At 60.2% G+C, this 18,791-nt stretch carries 18 protein-coding genes; 13 read left to right on the top strand and 5 right to left on the bottom strand.

Annotated elements, in window-relative coordinates:
* Positions 1-8 precede the first annotated feature (8 nt).
* Positions 9-1,142, bottom strand: coding sequence for an NAD(P)/FAD-dependent oxidoreductase (locus tag ILT42_RS22005; protein WP_204218159.1), 1,134 nt, complete (start codon positions 1,140-1,142; stop codon positions 9-11).
* 56 nt (positions 1,143-1,198) lie between these two features.
* On the opposite strand from ILT42_RS22005, the gene ILT42_RS22000 reads away from it, so the two are divergent.
* Positions 1,199-2,152 carry a dihydrodipicolinate synthase family protein gene (locus tag ILT42_RS22000; protein ID WP_204218158.1) on the top strand — a complete coding sequence of 318 codons (954 nt, stop codon included), beginning with the start codon at positions 1,199-1,201 and terminating at the stop codon, positions 2,150-2,152.
* Between the two features lie 74 nt (positions 2,153-2,226).
* Here ILT42_RS22000 and ILT42_RS21995 read toward each other — a convergent pair whose 3' ends face one another.
* Together ILT42_RS21995 and ILT42_RS21990 are read right to left on the bottom strand one after the other, a co-directional pair.
* Positions 2,227-2,997: an SDR family NAD(P)-dependent oxidoreductase gene (locus ILT42_RS21995; protein WP_204218157.1), complete on the bottom strand. Its 771-nt coding sequence runs from the start codon at positions 2,995-2,997 to the stop codon at positions 2,227-2,229.
* An 11-nt stretch (positions 2,998-3,008) separates the two neighbouring features.
* Positions 3,009-4,112 (bottom strand): NADH:flavin oxidoreductase/NADH oxidase, encoded by a 1,104-nt coding sequence (locus tag ILT42_RS21990; RefSeq protein ID WP_324617758.1) that lies wholly within the window; start codon positions 4,110-4,112, stop codon positions 3,009-3,011.
* 123 nt (positions 4,113-4,235) lie between these two features.
* On the opposite strand from ILT42_RS21990, the gene ILT42_RS21985 reads away from it, so the two are divergent.
* A complete protein-coding gene (locus ILT42_RS21985; RefSeq protein WP_204218155.1) occupies positions 4,236-5,075 on the top strand; it encodes a sugar phosphate isomerase/epimerase family protein in 840 nt (279 codons plus the stop codon).
* Here ILT42_RS21985 and ILT42_RS21980 read toward each other — a convergent pair.
* On the bottom strand, positions 5,072-5,836 hold the full coding sequence (locus ILT42_RS21980) for an SDR family NAD(P)-dependent oxidoreductase (RefSeq protein ID WP_204218154.1): 765 nt from the start codon (positions 5,834-5,836) through the stop codon (positions 5,072-5,074). The genes ILT42_RS21985 and ILT42_RS21980 overlap by 4 nt on opposite strands.
* On the opposite strand from ILT42_RS21980, the gene ILT42_RS21975 reads away from it, so the two are divergent.
* The 3 genes from ILT42_RS21975 to ILT42_RS21965 are packed head-to-tail and all read left to right on the top strand — an operon-like array spanning position 5,721 to position 9,652.
* Positions 5,721-6,863 (top strand): 3-hydroxyacyl-CoA dehydrogenase NAD-binding domain-containing protein, encoded by a 1,143-nt coding sequence (locus ILT42_RS21975; RefSeq protein WP_324617757.1) that lies wholly within the window; start codon positions 5,721-5,723, stop codon positions 6,861-6,863. The genes ILT42_RS21980 and ILT42_RS21975 overlap by 116 nt on opposite strands.
* Before the next feature lie 19 nt (positions 6,864-6,882).
* Complete coding sequence (locus ILT42_RS21970; RefSeq protein WP_204218152.1) at positions 6,883-8,535, top strand: 2Fe-2S iron-sulfur cluster-binding protein; 1,653 nt, start codon at positions 6,883-6,885, stop codon at positions 8,533-8,535.
* Positions 8,522-9,652 (top strand): NAD(P)/FAD-dependent oxidoreductase, encoded by a 1,131-nt coding sequence (locus ILT42_RS21965; RefSeq protein ID WP_204218151.1) that lies wholly within the window; start codon positions 8,522-8,524, stop codon positions 9,650-9,652. Before ILT42_RS21970 ends, ILT42_RS21965 begins: the two co-directional genes overlap by 14 nt.
* Before the next feature lie 10 nt (positions 9,653-9,662).
* Here ILT42_RS21965 and ILT42_RS21960 read toward each other — a convergent pair whose 3' ends face one another.
* Positions 9,663-10,529 (bottom strand): IclR family transcriptional regulator domain-containing protein, encoded by an 867-nt coding sequence (locus tag ILT42_RS21960; protein WP_204218150.1) that lies wholly within the window; start codon positions 10,527-10,529, stop codon positions 9,663-9,665.
* Between the two features lie 187 nt (positions 10,530-10,716).
* Here ILT42_RS21960 and ILT42_RS21955 point away from each other — a divergent pair, with 187 nt between their 5' ends.
* The 8 genes from ILT42_RS21955 to ILT42_RS21920 are packed head-to-tail and all read left to right on the top strand — an operon-like array spanning position 10,717 to position 18,774.
* Positions 10,717-12,057, top strand: a complete 1,341-nt coding sequence (locus ILT42_RS21955; protein ID WP_204218149.1) for an ABC transporter substrate-binding protein — start codon at positions 10,717-10,719, stop codon at positions 12,055-12,057.
* A 53-nt stretch (positions 12,058-12,110) separates the two neighbouring features.
* Complete coding sequence (locus ILT42_RS21950; RefSeq protein WP_204218148.1) at positions 12,111-13,037, top strand: carbohydrate ABC transporter permease; 927 nt, start codon at positions 12,111-12,113, stop codon at positions 13,035-13,037.
* Positions 13,034-13,855 carry a carbohydrate ABC transporter permease gene (locus ILT42_RS21945; RefSeq protein ID WP_204218147.1) on the top strand — a complete coding sequence of 274 codons (822 nt, stop codon included), beginning with the start codon at positions 13,034-13,036 and terminating at the stop codon, positions 13,853-13,855. Before ILT42_RS21950 ends, ILT42_RS21945 begins: the two co-directional genes overlap by 4 nt.
* A gap of 4 nt (positions 13,856-13,859) precedes the next feature.
* On the top strand, positions 13,860-14,975 hold the full coding sequence (locus ILT42_RS21940; RefSeq protein ID WP_204218146.1) for an ABC transporter ATP-binding protein: 1,116 nt from the start codon (positions 13,860-13,862) through the stop codon (positions 14,973-14,975).
* Positions 14,976-14,994: 19 nt separating this feature from the next.
* Positions 14,995-15,915 carry a dihydrodipicolinate synthase family protein gene (locus ILT42_RS21935; RefSeq protein WP_204218145.1) on the top strand — a complete coding sequence of 307 codons (921 nt, stop codon included), beginning with the start codon at positions 14,995-14,997 and terminating at the stop codon, positions 15,913-15,915.
* An 11-nt stretch (positions 15,916-15,926) separates the two neighbouring features.
* Positions 15,927-16,709 (top strand): SDR family oxidoreductase, encoded by a 783-nt coding sequence (locus ILT42_RS21930; protein ID WP_204218144.1) that lies wholly within the window; start codon positions 15,927-15,929, stop codon positions 16,707-16,709.
* Positions 16,709-17,395, top strand: coding sequence for an SDR family NAD(P)-dependent oxidoreductase (locus ILT42_RS21925; protein ID WP_204218143.1), 687 nt, complete (start codon positions 16,709-16,711; stop codon positions 17,393-17,395). Before ILT42_RS21930 ends, ILT42_RS21925 begins: the two co-directional genes overlap by 1 nt.
* Entirely contained in the window at positions 17,392-18,774 is a 1,383-nt protein-coding gene (locus ILT42_RS21920; protein ID WP_204218142.1) for an aminotransferase class III-fold pyridoxal phosphate-dependent enzyme, read from the top strand. The genes ILT42_RS21925 and ILT42_RS21920 overlap by 4 nt, the downstream gene beginning before the upstream one ends.
* Positions 18,775-18,791 lie beyond the last annotated feature (17 nt).

Raw genomic sequence — 18,791 nt, 5'->3', positions numbered from 1 at the left:
CGCCCGATTCAATCCGCCAATACCGAAATGCCCTTCAGCGAAAGCCGAGGGGCACGCCCGACGACCAAGTCTGCTGTCAGCCGGGCGGTCATGGGGCCAGCGGAAAAGCCCATCCACGGGAAGAGCGACAGGAAGAAGCCGGGCTGGCCGGACGCCTCTCCGATGATCGGACGCCAGTCAGCCGTGCCATTGACCACAGCGGTCCAACTGCGTACGGCCCTGGCCCGGGCGAGCGCAGGAATCACGCGGGCGGCATTGACCATGTTGCCCGCGAGGCTCGCCGGATCGGTTGCCAAGCTGCCGTCCGCGCGGAGGCGTGCAGGCCAGCCTCCACCGATCAGGCAGGTGCCGTTCAAGGCTTGCTTCGCGGAAAGCTTGCCGGCCGCCGAATAGACCAGGTGCGGAATCATCGTGGCGACAGGCTCCGTCACCGTTACCTGCAGGGGAAAGCCCTGCAGCTCGATGTTCAAGCCCAGCATCCGGGCCACGTCGGCTGCGGCAGCGCCAGCGGCGTTGACCACGCGGCGCGCAGCAATCGGGCCGCGTTCGGTTTGGGCCAGATACCCGCCCCGCGTCGGCTCAAGAGCCGTCATGCGCGTCTCGGTGATAATCTTCGCGCCCATTTTTTGCGCGGCGGCGGCAAAGGCGCGGGTGGCCTTCAGAGGATTGGCTTTTCCCTCTCCAGGGCAGAAGCCGGCGCCGATTGCATCGGCCGTGAGATACGGGGCCCGCTGCCGCAGGGCGTCGCGGTCGAGCATCTCGATATCGACACCGAAGCCGCGTTCGATGACGGCTTTGGCTTCGATGGCCTGCATCTGCGCTGGGGTCGTTGCCACCAACAACCCACCGGTCAGTCGAACATCGAGATCGACGCCGAGCTCGTCGCTCAATCCCAGCCACAGGGCCTGGGACGCCATCAGAAGCCTCAGGGTGGGACCGTACGAGCGTGCCCAGCCAGCGCCCATGCTGACGAACTCGGGATGCTGAATCTGGACGTGTATCGAGCCAGCGTTGGTGCCGGAAGCCTGCGTGTTCAGATCTCGTGCCTCGATCAAGACCACATCCACGCCTTCCTGGGCGAGGTAGTAGGAGACCGCCGCACCGGCGATGCCGCCACCGACCACCAGAACATCCGTTTTCATCGTCACCTCTGAACAGAAATCGCCGGGCTAATTCGGCGTAAGAAAAGGATCTATCAATGCCAAAGCACTTTTCGGGAAGCTACACGGTTACAATCACGCCTTTCACCGAAGGTGGCCGCGCCATCGACTACCCGGCGTGGAAGCGATTTCTGGACTGGCAACTGGCGTGCGGAGTTCCCGGCATCATCATTCTCGGCACGACCGGCGAATTCCTGACGCTGACCGATGACGAGCGGGGCGCTTTCATCGAAGCCACAGTCAAGCACATCGCTGGTCGTATCCCGGTTCTGGTCGGCAGCATGAACGCCTATACGCCTAACGCCGTGCGTTACTCCAAGCAGGCCGAGGATCTCGGCGCAGATGGATTGATGATCATCCCGCCCTACTACTACACCCCGACCGAAGACGAGATCTTCAACTATTACAAGGCGATCTGTGAGGCGGTGAATCTGCCGATCATGCTCTACAACAATCCCTTCACCTCGAATGTGGATATGAGCGCGAAGCTGGTCGGACGCCTGACCAAGAGCTTCGAACAGATCCGCTACATCAAGGAAGCCAGCCAGCGCATCGAACGTATCCATGCCATCATCGTGGAGTCCGAGGGTCTGATGAACGTTTGGGCCGGACAGCAGGTGTTGGAAAGCTACAAAATGGGCGCCAAGGGCTACGTCAATCCCTATGGCAATTACATACCGCGCGCTTCCGCCAGGTTCGTGGAATGGGCAGAGCAGGGTCGGTGGGACGATGTCTGGGCCGTGCAGAGCGTGATTCAGAAGTTTGACACTATCATCACGGAAGGCCACCCGCTCTACGGTCATCAGTGCTATTCCAAGGCGCTGGCTGCTGCAGCCGGGTACCCGGTCGGTGATGTGCGGGCGCCGATTACCACATTCGCATCGCTCGGCGAAGAGGGGCGTGAGCGCGTGGCGCGGATGGTGCCGCTGATGAAGGAACTCGACGCGATCGTGGATCGCATCGAAGCCCGCGCGCCGATGGCGGCCGAATAAGACAATCCCGCGGGTGCGGCTGAAATCCGTGCCCGCTTCCGCTTCCGAGCCTTCAAGGCAGGAAAGCCGGGCTATCATCGGATATAGGCTGCCCCATTGATGTCGATCGTGCTTCCTGTCAAATGCCGCGCAGTTCCGCCTGCCAGGTACACGGCAAGATCGGCGATCTCCGCCGGCGGCACCCACTCGCCCATGGGCAGGGTGGCCGTGACGGCGGCCTCGCCACCCGTCCGGGCGGCCGAGTTTTCCGACATTTGCGTCCGAACCACTCCGGGTGCGATCACGTATGCGAGAATGCCTTGGGCCGCGTAGGCGCGGGCAACGGTCTTGGTTGCCGCAGCGATGGCGGCTTTCGAGGCCGCATAGGCAATCGCTCCGGGATTGGACGAGCCACGCGTCGTCACCCAACTGCCGATCCCGATCACAGCGCCGGCCCGGCCTGATTCCAGCCAGCTCCGCACGGCTTGGCGCATCAACCGCGCCGGAGCCTGCACGTTAACGGTAAGCGCCTCGTCCCAGACCTGCTCCCATTCCTCAATGGGATCGGTTATGCCTCCGGATTGGCGCATGATGCCGGCATTGTTGACCAGCACATCGACCTTGCCCGACACAGCCAGCGCCTGCTGCCACAGGGCATCGACCTGAGCCATTTCAGACAAGTCCGCCTGGATGAGATGGGCCTGATCCTGCGCCGCGCCATCCAGCGCCGCCATGGCTCCATCCTGATCGGAACCGTAGTGAGCGAGCACCGTCGCGCCCGCTTTGACCATGGCTGCCGCAGTCGCTGCTCCGATCCCCTTCGAGGCACCCGTTACGAGAACGGTCTTTCCGGCCAGCTGCGTCATGAAATCGGATCCTATGTGCGAGTGATAAAGGGTTTGCCGCGCAAGGCCGGATGACTGCGCGCATAAGGTGCCGGCGGCGCAATGTCCTCACCCAGAGCGAGTGCCGCATGCCAGGCCCAACGCGGGTTCCAGAGCATGGCCCGGGCAAGACCGATCATGTCGGCCTGGCCTGTTCTGAGGATACTCTCCGCCTGCATGGGTTCTGTGATTTGCCCGACGGCCATGGTCGGAATCTGTGCATCCGCCCGAATCGTCGCGGAGAGATCCACCTGATATCCGGGACCCGTCACGATCTTCTGGCGCTGGTCGAGACCGCCTGAACTCACATGGATCAAGTCGCAGCCTCGTGCCTTCAGTTCCTTCGCGAAGCCAACCGACTGCGAAAGATCCCAGCCGCTTTCAATCCAGTCGGTAGCGGAAATGCGGACGATGACGGGCTTATGGGCGGGAAATGCAGCTCGCACGGCTTCGAAGACCTCGAGCGGAAACCGCATTCGGTTTTCCAAAGATCCACCGTAGGAGTCGCCGCGCTGGTTCGTCAGTGGTGAAAGGAACTGATGCAGCAAGTAGCCGTGAGCCGCATGAATCTCCACCAGGTCGAAACCGGCTCGCTCGGCTCGCATAGCAGCCTGAGCAAAAGCCGCACGAACCCGGTCGAGGCCTTTTTCGTCGAGAGCCACAGGGGTCGCCCATTCGGGCAGGTAGGGGAGGGCGGACGGTGCAGACACCGTCCAACCGCCCCGGTCATGCGGTACGTGCCCGGCGCCGTCCCATGGAGCCGCCGTGCTGGCTTTGCGCCCTGCATGAGCAAGCTGAATTCCCATGCGGCTCGCGCCTACGGACCGGCAGAAGCTGACGATTCGTGCGAAGGCCGCTTCGGAGGCATCGGAATACAAGCCTGGGCAGGACGGCGTGATGCGTCCCTCGGGCTCGACACCGGTCGCTTCCGCGATGATGAGACCTGGCCCAGATTGAGCGAATTGACCCAGGTGGGCCAAGTGCCAATCACCCGGCACGCCATCGACAGCCATGTATTGGCACATCGGGGCGACGGAAATGCGGTTCTGAATCATCAGATCTCGAAGGGTGATAGGCGAGAAGAGAAGGCTGGCCACCGGTGGTCCTTTTCGGCTGCGGAGGCGCAATAACGGTTGCTCCGCCTATTCCGTGCGTTATAGTAACTTTTGTGCGCAATTTGAACATGCCTCGTCTGATCTGACAAGCGTAAAGGACCTAGGATGAACCGTTTGGATGTTGCTGCCAGCACCTTTCCCTTCCTCTATTCTCACACAGGCCTCGATGCATTGAAGCATTTGCGCGGTTTAGGATACGACCGCTTCGAGATGATGATCTTCCCTCCGCACTGCTGGCCGCGTGAGTTGTCGGCCGAGCAGCGGAAGGAATATCGCGCCTGGCTCGACGGCGAGGGAGCCAGCCTCACCTCATTCTGCTACCCGCTTTTGGACAACAATCCGAACAGCGTCGACAAGCTGATGCGTGAGTACACGCTCGACCGCTATCGCGAGGCGATCGACCTCGCGGCCGAATGGAACTGCCCGTATGTGGTCTGCATCCCGGGGCCCGTCAGCAGCCTCATCAATCCGCCAAAGCAGTGGATGCTCGATTGGTTCGTCGAAGGCATGAAGCAGCTTCTAGCGCATGCCAAGGGAACGGGCGTTCAGCTTCTGCTCGAGAACGTACCCTTCACGTTCCTGCCGACCGCGCAGGACATGAAGGATACGGCGGCCTTGATCGACCCGTCCATCGGTGTGAACTTCGACATCTGCAACTCGGCTTACATCAAGGAAGACCCGGCGGAAGCCGTCCGTCTGCTCGGCGATCTCGTCAAGAATGTCCACATCTCGGATTCCGGCTACGGCGAGTTCAAGCATGACCGCCTGGGCACTGGCATAGTCGATCCCAGTCCGGTCTACGAGGCACTGTGCGATATCGGCTATACCGGCGCTACCGTGATGGAGATCATCACCGACGCCATGGTGCCCGGGGCTGACCCGGATGGGGACATCCGTGCCAGCCACGAGATCCTCGCCAAGAGCGGCTGGAAGCCACTGGCTTAAGCAAGGCCCCCGTCGACGGGGACCACGAGCCCCGTCAGCCCCGCTGATGCGTCGGAAGCGAGAAAGTAGGCAGTGCTGGCCACCTGATCGATGGTGGCCAGTTTACCGAGCGCCGTTTCCTTCGCCAATGCCGCCAGAGCGTCCTCTGGCGCGGGGCCGCCTGCCGCATGGCGCCTGGCGATCCTGGCGAGCAGGGCATCGGTCATGATCGGTCCGGGAGCCAGGGCATTCACTCTCGTACCCGCGGGGCCCATATCCTGAGCGGCGGCTCGCATGATGCCGATCGCTGCGTGTTTCGATGCCGTATAGAGCACCTGTTTCGGATGGGCCTTGTACCCATTGAGCGAGGCCATTACGACGGCGCTGCCGCGTCCCGTTTGCGCCAGGGCTCCGGCGAAGGCTCCGAGAGTCGCGGCAACGCCCCAGACATTGATCGCCATGACTGTCTGCCATTCGTCCGCATCGAGGGCATCCATCCCGCGCCATGGCGGAACGACGCCAGCGTTGGCGACAACGATATCCACTAATCCTAAGACTGATGCGATACCCCGCATCCGGTCCTGGCAATCGAGCCGGGAGAGATCGACATCTTCTATGTGCCAGTCCGACGGGACCTCCGCGTTGGCAAGGCTCGCGCCATGATCGATGATGGTGATCGCGGCCCCTGCCTCTTCCAGGCGCGTGGCAATGGCTCGGCCAAGTCCACCGGCGCCCCCCGTCACAACCGCGCGCCGACCTGACAGTGTTTGTTCTTGTGCCATGTTGCCTAGAACCCTCCAACAAAGTATATCCAACGGTCAGCGCACAAATGTGCGCAATTCGCACGTACTTCGTAGAGGGGCAGGCGCTAAGATGCAACCGGCTAGTAAGGTAGTGATCTTAGGGGCAGGGTCGATAGGCGTTTCCTTCGCGGCCGTCTTCGCTGATGCGGGTTTTAGCGTCACTTTGTCCGAGCCGGATGAAGGTCGCCGCGTGGCCGCACCTGCCGGAGTTGATGCTCAGAACAAAAGCATCGCTCTGGCCGGATTGACTCTCGGACGCGAAGGAACGGTCGAATGTGTTGCCGATCCCGGGGATGCCCTCAAGGAGGCGGCGCTGGTGATCGAGGCAGGCCCTGAACGTCTCGATGCGAAGCAGGCCATCTTCGCGGATCTTCTGGCGCGCAGCGGTGACGGCACCGTGCTGGCAACGGCATCCTCTGCGATCACTATGTCGCGCATCCTGCCAGATCCGAAAGCTCAGGCGCGTTGCCTCGTGGCACATCCGGTTAATCCTCCCGCTGTCCTAAGGCTGATCGAGTTGGTGCCTGCGCCCCAAACACTCTCGTCTACCATAGAGATGGCCGCAGCCCTGTTTTCAGCAGCCGGGTTCGAAGCGGTACGCCTGGGCCACGAAGTTGAAGGCTTTGTGTTGAATCGTCTTCAGGGAGCGGTGCTGCGAGAGGCTTACCGGCTTGTCGATGAACGAGTCATCGATGTCGCGGGACTGGAGGCTGTCATGCGACTCGGGCTCGGCCCCCGCTGGGCATTGTCTGGTCCCTTCGAAACAGCAGAGTTGAACACGCCGGGTGGCATTCGCGCTCACGCCGCGCGCATGGGGCCAGCCTACAAGGCAATGGGCGAGGCGCGGGGGGAGAGGGGATGCGACTGGAGCGATGATCTCGTCACTCGCGTCGAGAAGGAAAGGCGTGCGATGCTTGACGCCAAAGATCTGCCCGCCCGCACCGCATGGCGCGCTCGTGCTGTCGCCAGGCTTGTGGCGGAGCGCAACCGTTTGATGGAAGATTAGGATGGCACGAGAGCCTATTGTGCACTTCGATGGAATGTCTATTCCCATCAAAGCGGGACAATCCCTCGCCGCAGCGCTGACCGCAGCCGGGCAAAGAACGTTCCGGGAGACTTCCAAGGGCAGCAGCCGTGGCATCTTCTGTGGTATGGGTATCTGCCAGGATTGCCTTGTCACCGTCGATGGCGCCCCAAATCAGCGCGCTTGCATGACACTCGCCCATGACGGCATGCAGGTGTCGACGCAGGTTGCGCTGGCGCCGCTCATGGATGCGCCGCCGCTGGACCGCGCGCCGCCGTCCCGCCAGATCTCTCCGGACGTTCTCGTCATCGGAGGCGGCATCGGCGGTTTAAACGCTGCCATCGCAGCCGCCCAGGCGGGAGCGCAGGTTGTGCTTCTGGATGAACGCAAGGTTCCCGGCGGCCAGTATCTCAAGCAGTCGGCGGTCGCAGACGAGCCACTCGACGTGCAGCAGGCCGAGGGACAGAAACTCGTCTCGGCCGCACGAGCGGCCGGTGTCGAGATGACCGGCGGTGTCGAGGTTTGGGGAGCGTTCGACGGCTTGCTGTTTCTCGCAGAGCACCAGGGTGGAGCGCTCGTGATACGTCCGCGGAAGGTGATCGTGGCGACCGGCGCTTATGAACGTCCGCGCATGACACCCGGTTGGACATTGCCCGGCGTCATGACGACCGGTGCGGCGCAGACCTTGTGGCGCAGCTACCGGACATTGCCTGGGAAACGCGTTGCGATCTTCGGAACTGGGCCGTTGAACATCCAGGTTGCCCTGGAGCTGGCACAGGGTGGCGCCGAAGTCGCTGCCGTTGGAGAAGCAGCATCAAAACCGACGCGGAACATTGCCTCAGGTATCGCACTGATCAAAGCAAACGCTACACTTGCGCTCAAAGGCGTCATGATGCTGGCTGGCCTCAGGCATCGACGCATCCCGATCCACTACGAGGCGAACCTGGTGGGTGTCGAGCAAGTGGACGGAAGGCTCGCTGTGACATATCGCGACTCGTCCGGTACCCATCAGACCATAGTGGATGCGCTGTGCATGAATGACGGCTTCGAGCCGCAGAATGAGATCCTGCGCCTCTTGGGTGCGGAGATGGCATATGATCAGGATTTCGGCCACCTGCGGTGCAGGCGCGGCGAAACTATGGAGACGACGGTCGAAGGTCTCTATGCCGTTGGCGACTGCGCAGGGCTCGGCGGAGCGCCCGCCGCCGCCGTCGAGGGGCGCATCGCTGGCCGTGCCGCGGCCGCTTCCTGTCGAGACGAGGCGTTGGGCGACATATCAGGTCTTCACGCTCAATTGAGGCGCCACAGGGCATTTCAGTCCGCTCTCTGGCGCATGCATAGTCCTGCGCCGCGAACTCTGACGGAGGCTCTCGATGAGACGATCGTCTGTCGCTGCGAAGAGGTCACGCTTGGCGAGTTAAGACAGAGCTTGACCGACAAGCCGGGACATGCGGGCACCATGAAGCGTGCGACGCGCGCCGGCATGGGCCGATGTCAGGGACGATATTGCGGTCCTGTTGTCGCCCGGCTGGTTGCGGAAGAAACTGGGCAGCCTCTGCGCGATCACAGCTACTTCGCGCCTCGCGTGCCGATCAAGCCGATCAGCATCGCGGCCATTCTTGCCGCGCAGGAGGCCCTGGATGGGCAGATATGACGTTCTGGTCATTGGAGGCGGCATCGTTGGTTTAACGGCTGCGATTGCGTCCGCTGGGCAGAACGCGCGGGTGTTGATCGTCGATGCGGGCATCAATGCCGGCAGCAATGCCAATGCGGGCAGTTTGCATGTGCAATTGCAGAGCCGCTTCATCCGCCTCTACCCTGATCAGGCTCCCAATGTCGAAGCGTCGCTGCCCCTCTATCTTCAGGCGGTGCGAGAGTGGGAGCGACTCGACGCCCTGTTCGGCTCTTTCGACCTCGTGCGCAAAGGCGGGCTCATGTTGGCCGAGGGAGAGGATCAACTGCGCTTTCTGGAGATGAAGGCTCGACGCGAGGAGGCGCGTGGCTTGAGCGTAGAAATTCTCGACAGGCGCCAGCTTGACGCCCTGGCGCCATGGCTTGGTCCGCAGATCATGGGAGCCGAACTCTGCCGAGATGAGGGAAAGCTCAATCCGCTGGCAGCGAATGTGCGCCTGCGGGCCGAGGCGCGCAGGCTCGGGGTCGAATTCTTAAGCGATCAGGTGGTTTCGTTGCACGTCGATGGGGCTGTTGTTCGAGCAAAAGGGCAGGGCGGTCAGGTTCATGCAGCAAAGCAGGCTGTGGTTGCCGCGGCCTGGGGCAGCGGGCCTCTGCTGAAAGGGTGGGGGCCACCTGTACCGAGCCGCGCCGAACCTCTTCATATGAATATCACGGAACCCGGTGAAGTGAGAATCAATCACCTCATCCAGCACGCGGAGCGCTCGATCACCTTGAAGCAGTTCGGAACCGGCCAGATCGTAATCGGTGGAGGCTGGGCGGCACACGACCGGGGCAATGCTTCTGTGCCGAGTGTTCTGGCTGCGTCCATGCTTGGTAATGTGGCCTTGGCGGCGCGCCTGGTGCCATCCATCAGCCGGTTGCGGGTGTTGCGCACATGGGCCGGCATGAACACAACCGTCGACGGCAAGACCGTGATCGGCCGCTTACCGGCTGCGCCCAACATCATTGTCGCCGTCCCGGGAGATGCCGGCTACACGCTGGGACCACTGGTCGGGCGCGCTGCCGCAGAGATAGCCGCAGGGCAGCCGCCATCTTTCGAGATCGCGAATTACGGCCCTTCCCGGTTCGCCGCCTGATCCTCCTGCTTCAGTGCTTGAGAGCCTGAGAAATGTTCGAGCTCGTCTCCAGCAGACGCGGCAGGATGTAATCTTTCATCTCTTCCGCCGTCATGCGCACGGTCGGGACGCCCACATTGATCGCGCCGACCAGTCCACCCATCGAATTGCGAAGCGGGACGGCGATCGACATCAGGCCGATTTCCAATTCCTGGTCGACCAGGGACCAGCCCTTATCCCGAACATCCTCCAGGATCTTGCGAAACTCCAGCCGGTTGGTGACCGTCCGGTTGGTCAGGGGCGTGAGAGGAATATTCTGCAGGATGCCGGGCCACATCTCTTCAGGCTGGGCCGCCAGCAGCACACGGCCTGTTGCCGTGCCATGCGCAGGGAATCGAGAGCCGACGCTGATCCCAACGCTGATCACGCGATGATACTGCGTGCCGCTGACATAGACGACGTCGAACTTGTCCAGCACGGCTGCAGAGCAAGATTCCCGGATTTCTTCGGCGAGGTGATCGATGAAGGGGCGCGCAATGTCCCAGGCCCCCTTCGAGGACAGGACCGAATAGCCAAGCTCGAGAACCTGCGGTGTCAGGTCGAACAACTTGCCGTCCGCCACCGCATATCCCTCATGCACGAGCGTTAGAAGAATGCGCCGGGCGCCTGCCCGGGTGTTTCCCGTTTCCGCAGCAACCTCAGACAAGGTCATTTTCCGCCGCGTCCGGTTGAACGCACGTAATACCTCGAGGCCGCGGGCTAGGCTGCTGACATAATCGCGCGGATTGAGACCGTTCTTCTCATTATCGTCGCTCAAGTCCAGTGAAGCCGTCATCAAGCCTGTGCGCGATGGAGCTTTCGGCGGGAGGATATTATGTTTGTCGTCTTCATCCGACATTTGTTCTTCCTTTTTATGTCCTTGTGCCGATGAATGCCTAGAGAGCACTTCGTGCGTAACACAAACCAGTTATCTCAGGAAATTGAAAAGTTACAAAATTAGTCCTTGCCAAACTCCTTGTCCCTAGCGTTATATCGAACAAAAGTGCGCTATGTGAACTCGTCGGATAAAAAGAGGGAGACCACGGATGACAAATTCGCGATCCAAGACACCAAACCTGACACGGCGTGGCGCCTTGAAGGGCTTGGCAGTCGGCACGGCTGCCGCAGCTCTGCCGTTTGGTGCATTCGCTCAGCAGAAGCAGATCACGTTGCGCTGGTGGTCGCCGCAGGGCTCGCCGGCTCAGGTCGAGGCCTACAAGTTTCAGATCGCCAAATTCGAAGCCCTGAACCCCGGCATCAAAGTCGTGTTCGAGGCGAGCTCCGACGAGGGCTATGCTGCCCAGCTGGCAGCGGCGTTCTCCAGCGGCCAAGTTCCCGACATTGTCACGCATTTGCCCTCCTTCTCAGTGGCGAGCTATTACTCGAAGGGCCTCGTAGAGCCGTTCGACGATGTGATCAAAGCCATTGGGGCCGATGATTTCTACCCCGGCGCCAATGACGTGTTCAAAGCTCCCGACGGCCGCTACATCGGTACGGGCATAGGAAACTCCGCCGCAAACATGCTGTGGCTGCGCAAGGACCTGATGCAGAAGGCTGGCATCACGAAAGCTCCCGAAACATGGGACGAACTTCGTGCAGCCGCGCAATCAATGCAGGGCGGCGGCATCTACGGTGCGCCGCTTCCCTACGGTCGGAACTCGATGACATCCCTTGTCTTCATCGGCTTCATTCATCAAGCGGGCGGCCAGGTGTTTACCCCCGATCTGCAGGTGGCCATCGATAGCCCCGAGACCCGCAAAGCCCTGGAATTCTATGGTTCCATGCGCAAGCTGTGCCCGCCCGGAGCCGCCAATTACAGCTGGGGCGAGAGCCTTACGGCCTTCGTGAGCGGCGCAACGGCCACCGGCCTCTATGCGGGCCGCGTACTTGCAAATGTGGTCAAGCAAAACCCGAGCATTGCCGATCAAATCACCTGCGTCACCTATCCGACCATCTCGAAGGATGTGGCACCCTGGACCTTCAATGACTTTCCCTCCGTTTTCATCCCCGCGCAGTCGAAGAACAAAGAAGCAGCAAAGGCTTTCGCTGCGTTTTTGTTTAATCCGGAGGGCTACATCAAGCAGCTTCTGGCTGCCCCTGGACATGTGCTGCCCGTGCTGAAGTCGATCGGGTCCAACCCGCAGTATCTCGAAGATCCGATCATCAAGAAGTATAATGCCGAAGTTCAACTCATGTCGTCGGCAGCGGCTGGAGGCTTCAACCTCGGCTACGAGTCCAAGAAGCATAAGTCCAATGCAAAGGGTGGCGAGGTCGTTGCAAGTGGCGCCATCGCAACCCTGGTCCAACGTGTCGTCCTGAACGGCGACAACGTCGATGCGGCGCTTAGCGACACTGCCAAGACCATCGAAGGCATCATGAAGTCCTGAAGACCCTCATGGGCGGCAGGCCTCAAGCCTGCCGCTCGTGCCAGAGGAATGGAATGACGACACTCTCCCAAGCTTCATCGGTCTCGATGCGGGCCGAGCAGACCCGCCTTGAGCGCCGATACGCTCATCTGGGCCTGCTGCTGATTGCGCCTACCGTGCTCATCTTCAGTGCAGTCATCGTGTATCCGCTGATCTCAGCAATCTACATGAGCCTGTTTTCGATCTTCACCCCAACCCTCGAAGGAAAATGGGTGGGGGTGGATAATTACGTTCAGCTTCTGAGTGCTTCTGAGTTCTGGTGGTCGCTTCTCAATAATCTCATCTGGACCGTGGGAACCCTCACGCTTCAGATCGTCTTCGGCATTGGCATGGCGCTGGTGTTGCATCAAAACATATGGTTTCGGAGCCTTGCCCGCAGCCTCATCCTATTCCCCTATTTCATTTCGACAGTCGTCGCGGTTCTGGTGTGGAAATGGCTGTTTAACGATCTGTATGGCATCCTCAATCATTTGATGATGTCGGCAGGCTTGATCGACATGCCGATAGATTATCTCGGCGATATGCCGAATGCCATGATTTCGGTCATTCTCGTGGGTGCGTGGAAATATTTCCCGTTCGTTGTCATTGCCGTTCTCGCACGCCTGCAATCGATTCCCGATCAACTCTATGAAGCCGCCAAGATCGATGGCGCTGGAGCTGTCGCACGCTTCTTCGACGTGACGCTGCCGCAACTGCGGGAAGTTCTCGTGGTGATCGTGATGCTACGAGCCATTTGGGATTTCAAGGAATTCGACCTGATCTTCCTGCTGACGGGAGGTGGACCGATCATCTCGACCCAAACATTGCCGCTTATGGTCTACAAGGAGGCTTTTGCGCTCAATCAACTGGGCATGGCGTCCGCCTATGCCGTCGTCATGATGGCGATCATGCTCTTCTTCATGATCGTGTACATTCGTAAGACACGGGAGAAGTCGGCATGATGCGCCGTACCGTCTTCAATATCTGCGCTTGGATCGTCATTCTCATCGTCGCCTTCCCATTGTTCTGGATGGTCGTCACCTCGCTTAAGCCGCAATCGGAACTGTTTAGCCGTCCTCCGACATTCCTGCCTGCGACCTTGACGCTGGAGCATTATGCAAAGTTACTGTGGGAAACGAACTTCCTGTCTTATTTCCGGAATTCAATCATTCTGTCCGTGATGACAACAGTCGTCGTCGTAGGGGTGGCAACGCTAGGTGCCTTCAGCTTGGTGCGTTTCAAGTTCCGGGGCCGTGAGACCCTGGCTTTCCTCGTGCTCTTCACCTACCTGCTGCCATCGGTCGTCCTGATCCTTCCGCTCTATCTGATGCTGGTACGGCTCGGTCTCTCCAACACGATTTTCAGTCTCGTAATTGCCTACACCACGTTTGCGCTACCCTATGCCCTTTGGCTGTTGCGGTCCTTCATGGCAGGCATTCCGGAGGACATAGAGTCGGCAGCCCTGGTGGATGGTGCTTCCCGAATGGAGGCCTTCCGGGATGTGATTCTGCCCCAGCTTTTGCCCGGCATCATATCGACTGCGCTTTTCACATTCATCCTGTCGTGGAATGAGTACCTCTACGCTCTGGTGCTGGTAAACTCTGACGATACGCGCCCTCTGACCACTGGCGTCATGAACATGCTGATTTCATCCTTCAATATTGAGTGGTCGCTACTGATGGCCGCATCAGTGATGATGAGCGTTCCACTGATCATCGCCTTTGCATTCCTACAAAGTTATTTGACCCGGGGCTTTGGCGCCGGTGGCGTGAAAGGTTAATCTCATGGCTGATGTTGTTTTCTCAAATGTCCGTAAGGCGTTTGGAGGCTTTACAGCTTTGGAGAACCTCAATCTGTCGATCCGTCAGGGAGAGTTCGTCTCCCTCCTCGGTCCCTCGGGATGCGGAAAGACCACTACCTTGCGCATGCTGGCGGGCCTCGAGTTCCCGACCTCCGGAGAAATCCTGATCGGCGGCCGTGTCGTGAACGATCTTCCGCCCGGCGAAAGGGACATCGCCATGGTGTTCCAGTCCTACGCTCTCTACCCTCATATGACGGTCGAGAGGAACATCGCTTACCCGCTCAAGAAGCGCGGCGCTTCCAAGAGCGAAATCGTTGAAAAAGTGTCGCGGGTCGCCGAGATGCTGCAGCTGACTCCCCTTCTCGCTCGCAAGCCCCGCGAGTTGTCGGGCGGCCAACAGCAGCGTGTAGCTCTCGGCCGGGCGCTAGTGCGTGATCCGAAGGTGTTTCTTCTGGACGAGCCGCTGTCGAACCTTGATGCAAAGTTGCGCGGCTATATGCGCGCCGAGCTCATTGAGCTCCATGCCAAGCTTGGTCGCACCATGGTTTATGTGACCCATGACCAACTCGAGGCCATGACCATGTCGGATCGCATCGCCATCATGTATGGCGGCGTGCTCCAACAGTTTGCGCCGCCTCAGGAGGTTTACCGCGAGCCTGCGAACCGCTTCGTGGCTGGCTTTATCGGAACACCTTCGATGAACCTCGTCGACGGCACCTTGAGGCAGGACGGCGGGCGCTGGATCTTCCAGGCAGACGGTCTCGAGATTTTCGCAGACATGCTTGATGACAGCGCCGTTTCCGGGCCTGCATGCCTGGGATTGCGCCCTGAGGAAATTACCCTGGGCTCCGGCCCCTTGGCTGGCGTCGTTCAACTGGTTGAGCAGACAGGTCACGAAAACATCGTCGTGGTTCGGATCGGTCAGAGCCTTCGCCTGACGGGTCGCGCTTCTGGCAACCAAGTTTGGCGGATGGGCGAAACGATCCCACTCAGCGTCAACGCCGAAGCGGCTCATTACTTTGCGGATGGGCCAACTGGACGCCGGCTGAATGCACCAAGGCGGGCAACTTCCTTTCGAAACCTACAAAGCGTTCTTTGAGACTTACAGGAGACAGAACTTGGACCGTAACTCCATCAACTGGTCGGGGCCGATGCCTGCGATCACGACCCCCTTCCGCCCAGATTTCTCGCTAGACGAAGAAGCCTTCGTTGCGAATATCGACAGGCTCTTCGCCGCTGGCTCCACTGGCATGGTTGCGGTTGGTTGCACGGGCGAGTTCTGGGCCATGAGCATGGCCGAGCGTGCACGTGTCGCCGCACTGACCGTGAAGGCTTGCAAAAACCGTGGACCTGCCATCATCGGTACGGGCGCCATCCGCCCCGAGGATGTGATCGAGCAGATTCATGCAGCCAAGGAAGCCGGCGCCGATGGCGTTCTGGTGATGCCGCCGTTCTTCGCTCACTTGACCGATGCCGAGATCATCGCCCATTTTGAAGCCGTTAATGCAAAGTCGGTTCTGCCGATCCTGCTGTACAACATTCCCGGTAACGCGGGGAACGCCATCACGCCGGACATCGCCGATCGGTTGGCCGGTCTCGACATGGTTGTAGGCATCAAGGAAAGCAGCGGTTCGTGGACCAACTTCCACGCCACCCTGAACCGCGTGCGCGACCGCATGCTCGTGTTCTGCGGGCCTTCCTCCGTCTATGGCGTTGCCGCAACCCTGGCGGGAGCAGACGGCTTGATCGATTGCTTCCCCAATGTGTGGGACAAGGGATGTCTTGATCTCTGGCATGCCACGCGTGCCGGGCGGCTTGATGAGGCATGGGCTCTTCAGGAGACAGGCATTGCGTTGACCAACCTGTTCACCAGCGGCGAGAGAACTCTCTATCCCTCGACGAAGTCGGCCATGAATTTCCTCGGATTGCCGGGCGGCGGCGTGCCTCGACCTCCCCTGCGGCGTTTGTCTGGTGCAGCGCAGGTAGGACTGGAGGCAGGGCTTCGAAACCTATTGGCCTTGCCGGCCAAGGTCGCCTGAGGAGTCGGGGAATGGATCTCGGTTTGAAAGGCCGCAAGGCGATCGTAACGGCCGCGAGCCGCGGGCTTGGTCTTGCAACGGCCAAGTCTCTAGCTCGCGAGGGTGTCGCTCTGACGATGAACGCGCGCTCGTCTGACGCCTTGGAAGCAGCGGCAGCGGGAATCCGGGCTGATTTCGGCGTCCCGGTGACCGCCGTGGCAGCGGATTTCAATACGGCTGAAGGACGCGCTGCAATCCTAGCAGCCTCGGGCGATGTCGACATTTTAGTCAACAACCCCGGCGTCCGCCAGGTGCCCACCCCCTATGCCCAGATTACCCCTAATGACTGGCGGCAATGGCTTGAGGTTCACTTCCTCTCGTCTGTGGAGATGATCACCGCCGTTGCTCCCGGCATGCAGAGCCGGCGTTTCGGCCGTATCGTCAACATGAGCGTGAGCTTCATCAAGTTCCCGCAAGTAGGTTTCGCGCACAGCCATGCCGCCCGTCTGGCTCTGTCTGGAGCTGTCGCCGCCATGGCGCGAGAGCTGATCCTACATAATGTGACTATCAACACGGTGTGTCCCGGCCTATTCGACACGGATGCGCTGCACACCAACCTGCATGCGCATGCCAAGCGCGGGAATACGACCTATCAGGAAATTGTAAAGAACCGCCTGGAATCGTGCCCGGCGGGGCGCATCGCCGATCCTTCCGAATGCGGCGACCTGATTGCTTTTCTTTGTTCAGCGCAGGCCGGCTTCATGACCGGCCAGAACATCGTCAACGACGGCGGTGTTTATCAGGGATTGTTCTGATGAAAGTCGCTATGATTTCCGGCGCCGGGCGGGGTCTTGGCGCCGCAATTGCAGCGCGTCTGCAGGCCGACGGCTGGACACTCTCGCTTGGCCTTCGTGATCCATCCCAGGTTGAGCATTCTGAAAAGGTCTCCGCGACCAAGTTCGATGCAAACCAGCCTGACACCGCGAAAGCCTGGGTCGACACAACCGTTGCGCGTTTCGGACGCATCGATGCCTTGATAAACAATGCTGGCATCTTGCGGATGGTTGATTTTTCGCAGGGCACCGAGGCGGATCTCGATGAACTGTGGAGCGTTAACGTCAAGGCGCCTTTTCGCTTAATCCGTGAAGCGCTGCCCCACCTCAGGGCAACGGGCACAGGCCGGGTGATCAACATCGCCTCAACGGATGGCAAACGGTTTCGATTAGGCACATCTGTCGGCTACTCCATGACCAAGCATGCCTTGGTAGCCATGACACAGGCCGTGCGCTTTGCAGCATGGGACGACGGTGTGCGCGCCACGGCTCTCTGTCCGGGTGCGATCGATACCCAGTTGATCGCCGACGTTCCAGGAGCAACACCGAAAGCTGATCGCCTTAGGCCTGAGACAGTGGCCTCGATGGTCGGCTTTATCCTAAGCTTGCCCAACCAGGCTTCGGTGCCGGAATTCATCAGCAACACAAGGCTGGAAACCATCATATGACCCTCACCAACGATGTTCTGGCCCAGTGGGATCGCGACTATCTCCTGCATCCGACCACGCACACCGCCAATCACGCCCGAGGTGATGTTCCCGGCCGTATCATTATGGGCGGCAGCGGTAGCCATGTCACCGACCGCGATGGCAACACCTTTCTGGACGGGTTTGCGGCGCTCTATTGCGTCAATGCTGGTTACGGCCGGTCTGAGATAGCCGATGCGATGGCCGAGCAGGCGCACCAGCTAGCGTTTTTTCACTCCTTCGCAGGACAAGGCAACGAACCCTCGATCACCCTGGCTAAGATGATCATGGATCGCGCGCCGGATCATATGGCAAGGGTCTATTTCGGACTTTCAGGCTCGGATGCCAACGAGACCAACGTCAAGCTCGCATGGCACTACAATATCCTGCGCGGCAAGCCGGAGAAGCGAAAGATCATCAGCCGCTGGCGTGCCTATCACGGCTCAGGTCTCGTGTCGGGGTCCATGACCGGGTTGAAAGGCTATCATGCCCGCTTCAACCTTCCGCTCGACGGCTTTCTCCATACCGACGCGCCTCATTACCTTCGTCGCGAGGACGGTGCACAGACCGAGGCGGAATATCTCGATCATGTGATCGCGCGCCTCGAAGCGCTGATTGAGGCTGAGGGTGCCGACACGATCGCCGCCTTCATCGGTGAGCCAGCGATGGGCACTGGCGGCATTCTGCCACCCCCCGAGGGCTATTGGCCGCGGGTCCAGGAAGTGTTGAATCGCCATGACATTCTTTTGATCGCGGATGAGGTGGTGACCGGATTTGGACGAACGGGAGAAATGTTCGGCTCGACCTATTACGGCCTGAAGCCCGATTTCATCACAATCGCGAAAGGTCTCACCAGCGCTTACGCGCCGCTTTCGGGTTCGATCATTTCTCGGCGCGTTTTCGATGTGCTCATGAAGGGCAGTGATGAGTTCGGTGTCCTGTCCCATGGCTGGACCTATTCCGCTCACCCGGTCAGTTGCGCGGCGGGTGTCGCCACGTTGAAGCTGATCGACAGCATGGGCCTCGTCGAGAATGCCAAGACGACAGGTCCCCACCTCCTGGCCCGTTTGCGCGAGGCCGTCGGGAGCCATCCGAATGTTGCAGAAGTCCGCGGCGTCGGCCTCATGGCGGCGGTCGAGTTCATGGAGGATCCAGCTCAGCGGAAGTGGTTCTCTCCGCCCATGAGCGTGAGTCCGAAAATCGCGGCCGCCATGTTGAGGCGTGGAGTTATTGTGCGCCCGATGCCGGAGGGTGACATCATCGGCTTTGCTCCACCGTTATGCCTGACAAAGAGCGAGGCTGATCGTCTTGCGGACGTGCTGCAAGATGCTGTGCATGAAGTTCTTGGCCAGTCGAGTTGACTTTGCCGTCGTTGAAT

Origin of the sequence: Microvirga pudoricolor, assembly GCF_016892705.1 — a bacterium.
In the GTDB taxonomy this organism is placed as follows: Bacteria; Pseudomonadota; Alphaproteobacteria; order Rhizobiales; family Beijerinckiaceae; genus Microvirga; species Microvirga pudoricolor.
This window is presented reverse-complemented; position numbering and strand designations above follow the sequence as displayed.

Excerpts from the sequence above, each read along its gene's own strand:
- ILT42_RS22005 (WP_204218159.1), bottom strand. The coding sequence starts at position 1,142 with ATGAAAACGGATGTTCTGGTGGTCGGTGGCGGCATCGCCGGTGCGGCG.
- ILT42_RS22000 (WP_204218158.1), top strand. The coding sequence starts at position 1,199 with ATGCCAAAGCACTTTTCGGGAAGCTACACGGTTACAATCACGCCTTTC.
- ILT42_RS21995 (WP_204218157.1), bottom strand. The coding sequence starts at position 2,997 with ATGACGCAGCTGGCCGGAAAGACCGTTCTCGTAACGGGTGCCTCGAAG.
- ILT42_RS21985 (WP_204218155.1), top strand. The coding sequence starts at position 4,236 with ATGAACCGTTTGGATGTTGCTGCCAGCACCTTTCCCTTCCTCTATTCT.
- ILT42_RS21975 (WP_324617757.1), top strand. The coding sequence starts at position 5,721 with ATGATGGTGATCGCGGCCCCTGCCTCTTCCAGGCGCGTGGCAATGGCT.
- ILT42_RS21980 (WP_204218154.1), bottom strand. The coding sequence starts at position 5,836 with ATGGCACAAGAACAAACACTGTCAGGTCGGCGCGCGGTTGTGACGGGG.
- ILT42_RS21965 (WP_204218151.1), top strand. The coding sequence starts at position 8,522 with ATGGGCAGATATGACGTTCTGGTCATTGGAGGCGGCATCGTTGGTTTA.
- ILT42_RS21960 (WP_204218150.1), bottom strand. The coding sequence starts at position 10,529 with ATGTCGGATGAAGACGACAAACATAATATCCTCCCGCCGAAAGCTCCA.
- ILT42_RS21955 (WP_204218149.1), top strand. The coding sequence starts at position 10,717 with ATGACAAATTCGCGATCCAAGACACCAAACCTGACACGGCGTGGCGCC.
- ILT42_RS21950 (WP_204218148.1), top strand. The coding sequence starts at position 12,111 with ATGACGACACTCTCCCAAGCTTCATCGGTCTCGATGCGGGCCGAGCAG.
- ILT42_RS21945 (WP_204218147.1), top strand. The coding sequence starts at position 13,034 with ATGATGCGCCGTACCGTCTTCAATATCTGCGCTTGGATCGTCATTCTC.
- ILT42_RS21940 (WP_204218146.1), top strand. The coding sequence starts at position 13,860 with ATGGCTGATGTTGTTTTCTCAAATGTCCGTAAGGCGTTTGGAGGCTTT.
- ILT42_RS21930 (WP_204218144.1), top strand. The coding sequence starts at position 15,927 with ATGGATCTCGGTTTGAAAGGCCGCAAGGCGATCGTAACGGCCGCGAGC.
- ILT42_RS21925 (WP_204218143.1), top strand. The coding sequence starts at position 16,709 with ATGAAAGTCGCTATGATTTCCGGCGCCGGGCGGGGTCTTGGCGCCGCA.
- ILT42_RS21920 (WP_204218142.1), top strand. The coding sequence starts at position 17,392 with ATGACCCTCACCAACGATGTTCTGGCCCAGTGGGATCGCGACTATCTC.